General features: G+C 37.7%; 8 protein-coding genes. All 8 read right to left on the reverse strand.

The features are described 5' to 3' along the window. A partial coding sequence (locus DWW13_RS18065) for an antirestriction protein ArdA (protein WP_147398341.1) occupies nt 1–185 on the reverse strand: 185 nt, incomplete at its 3' end. A 17-nt stretch (nt 186–202) separates the two neighbouring features. Further along, entirely contained in the window at nt 203–706 is a 504-nt protein-coding gene (locus tag DWW13_RS18070; protein WP_117888451.1) for an antirestriction protein ArdA, read from the reverse strand. Then, complete coding sequence (locus DWW13_RS18075) at nt 625–921, reverse strand: conjugal transfer protein (protein WP_118720789.1); 297 nt, start codon at nt 919–921, stop codon at nt 625–627. Before DWW13_RS18075 ends, DWW13_RS18070 begins: the two co-directional genes overlap by 82 nt. An 87-nt stretch (nt 922–1,008) precedes the next feature. Further along, entirely contained in the window at nt 1,009–1,428 is a 420-nt protein-coding gene (locus DWW13_RS18080) for a nuclear transport factor 2 family protein (RefSeq protein WP_117888450.1), read from the reverse strand. 86 nt (nt 1,429–1,514) lie between these two features. Next, entirely contained in the window at nt 1,515–1,688 is a 174-nt protein-coding gene (locus DWW13_RS19140) for a hypothetical protein (protein ID WP_181992162.1), read from the reverse strand. Between the two features lie 80 nt (nt 1,689–1,768). Beyond that, nucleotides 1,769–1,990, reverse strand: a complete 222-nt coding sequence (locus tag DWW13_RS18085) for a hypothetical protein (protein WP_002323342.1) — start codon at nt 1,988–1,990, stop codon at nt 1,769–1,771. Beyond that, nucleotides 1,991–2,125 carry a DUF3789 domain-containing protein gene (locus DWW13_RS18090; RefSeq protein WP_117888449.1) on the reverse strand — a complete coding sequence of 45 codons (135 nt, stop codon included), beginning with the start codon at nt 2,123–2,125 and terminating at the stop codon, nt 1,991–1,993. Between the two features lie 12 nt (nt 2,126–2,137). Further along, nucleotides 2,138–2,950: replication initiation factor domain-containing protein (locus DWW13_RS18095; RefSeq protein ID WP_243026200.1), on the reverse strand; the 813-nt coding region annotated here is incomplete at its 5' end.

Below are 2,950 nucleotides of genomic sequence, written 5' to 3' on the forward strand. Positions count from 1 at the left end.
TACTCGCCAATCGCAATGGGAAAGTTGTCGGTATCATGGATTGCGTATTCCTCATACTCTTCATTCAATCCGATTTTTTCTTTCACATCTTCCTCGTCAATGGGAAACGTGAACCAAGCACCGACTAAATAGCCCTCATTGTATTTGCCAAGATTAGCAATATAAACCGCCATATCATCAATCATAAGCACCACCTCATTTCCTACTCTGGCAGTTCAAAAATACCGTGTTCCGTTACTAAAAATTTTCCGTGTTCCTGCAAGTGAGAAGCGTAGGCTTCAAAGTCAAAATAGTATTCTTGACAGTCCTCGGATAAATGCTTAAATGTCGGGTCGTTCATCAGCTTTTGCCTTGCAACATCAATCATGCTTTTGCAGTCGGGATAAACCATAATCACGTTCCTACAAATATAAAGTGCTTCTAAATTTTCATATATAGTAAGAAGTGCTGTATATTCTTCCTGCATATCGCTTGAAAGCTGGCGGTACATAAAATCTAATTCGTTGAGCTGGTACACGCTTGTATGTTCGTGGACTTCATCAGCATAAGGCAACAGCTTTTCGATAATGTGGTAATCCCCACTTTCTGCACCGACACCTAACTTTTCTTCAAACTCGGCAACATCTATCGGCAGTTCAAACCAGTATGATATTGTTTCTTCGCCAGTTGTTCCTTTCGTTTCCACCAGCACCCTTGTTTCCTGCATTGTTCCTCACGTCCTTTCTGTTGTTTCATCACATCTTTTAAGGTCTGGTACGACATACCAAACACATATTTAGAAAAATCTTCTAACTGTCTTTCTTCATAGTCGGCAGGGTTCAGTCGTTTCATTTCATGCCATACCTTACGCTTGTAAGAGGGCAGGTCAGAAATGTATTCACAACCGATTTTTTCCTGCATATCCTTAAAAATATCGTTCATTTCATCACTCCAATCTGAAATTTTGGTAAGAAAAAAGCAGTCAATCCTAGGACTAACTACTTTGTGTGTATACAATTTGATTAAGTTTTAAAACCAGTTCGTTTTTTCATCTCTAAATTGAGGGTTATCGCTATATTGATATGGGTTATAGTTATTCAGATTACAACCATATTCTTTTAATGATTTGATTTTGTTATCTTCTGTCCATTCAATTAAGGAGATACCATCAAATTCTTCAATACTTCCCGTATTCATTTCATTTTTAAAATACCATTCTACAACAGTTTGATTTCCTTTATGAAAGAATTGCTTAATATCCCAAATAATAACTTTACCACGAGTATTCCATTCATTAAACCAATGTTTTACTGTTTTAAGATTTTCATATTTAGGACACCAGCTTTCAGTATAAATCACATCTTCTGTAAAAATTTTATCCATTCCTAAATCTTGCTGTTTAAGCCACATATCGAACCATAAGCGAATGATTTTTTCTCTCTCATTCATAATAAAACACCTCAATTCTAAAACCAACTGCTTTGTGTATGGATATGAAATTAAAAAACTGAAAATTTGCAAAATAGTAATTTAATTTATAGCAAACTTCCTTTTAGCCCTTTTTTAAAAACTAACACAGCTCTATCAGTTCCCCAAAAGGACATTGTTTTAATCTGAAAACCGTCTTTTTCCATTTCTTGTACTTTTTCATTTATTTTTTCTGTTACATTCTCAATGGTAATTCCTTCAATCAATACAGTTTTGTGCATTACTATACCTCCATAAATTCAATTTATAGCTTTTTCATATCCACATTATAACATTCCCGTATCAGCACTACAATAAAATTTTATGCACCGATAATCTTATTGAACAGCTCTAACAGTACATCTTTCACACCGCCGGCATTGAATACCAAGCCGACAGCAATCAAGGCAACTACCAAGAAGCCGATAAGTTTGGAAAACTCACGCTTGAAACCTAAGTAGATACCGATAACCACAATCGCCATAAGCACTAAGCTCTGTGCGTTTGATAAAAACCATTGATACAAATTTTGCCCGAAATTCATTTAATTGTCCTCACTTTCTTCTAATTGTTTCATTTTACAGTCAGCTTCTTTGCCAACATTTAAAATACACATCAAGACTACGCCGATACCCATTCCAAGAGATACCAACAGTAAATCTTTGACTAATTCCCACATTTTTCATCACTCCTAACTTTCCACCAAATCTTTTGCAGAGGTTGTCTGCTGTTTGATTATCATTTCATGCTTTTCTGTGAGCTTTGCTTGCTGTTCGATTGTTTCCATATAGTCTGTGCCGTTTCCTTTATCAATCTTTTTCAACATTTTCAAAGTCGGTGCTACCTGCCTTTGTACCCAACGCAATGTACGGTCTAAGGTGTAAGGCTCTGGCTTTGTCGTCAGCTTCAAGCTCTGTCTGTTATCGCCGATAAACCACGCCCAGCGGTCATTGAGTTTCCAGTCATTTTTTCGCTTGTCTGGTTCTTCATCAACAAACCGCACATACTGGTTGATGATAGAAAAGGTAGTCTGCTCTGCGTCATAATAGGTCAGCAAATCTCGTACTGCATAATAGGCACGTTCATTTCTAAGCCGTATCTCAAACCGATTGATAATGTCGGCTTGTTCCAGAGGTGTCCCTAACTTGACGTACTGCTCATAGTCCTTTTCATAGATACAGAAATACACATCTGATTTTAGCGAACCAAGATAAAGGGTGCGTCCCATATATTCTCTGTCGTCCTCTCTATGCTTGATAAGCTCGCCCGACTGATAAAACTTATAACTTCTGGACTTTCCGATATATTCCCGTTTCCTGCATTTTTCCGCAAGCTCTGGAATATCCAAAATACCCGTATGGTCGTTGATAGCAAGGTCGATACGCTTCATCACGCCACCGTCTATGAGTGCGTCCATGAGAAAGTCATACCAACTTCTTTGTTGTGCCAGCAGGTAACTTTCAAACTGTCGGCAACCACGCCCCTTTAACTCTAAAAGGACACC

The sequence above is a fragment of the Blautia sp. AF14-40 genome (genome assembly GCF_003479665.1).
Lineage (GTDB): Bacteria > Bacillota > Clostridia > Lachnospirales > Lachnospiraceae > Fusicatenibacter > Fusicatenibacter saccharivorans.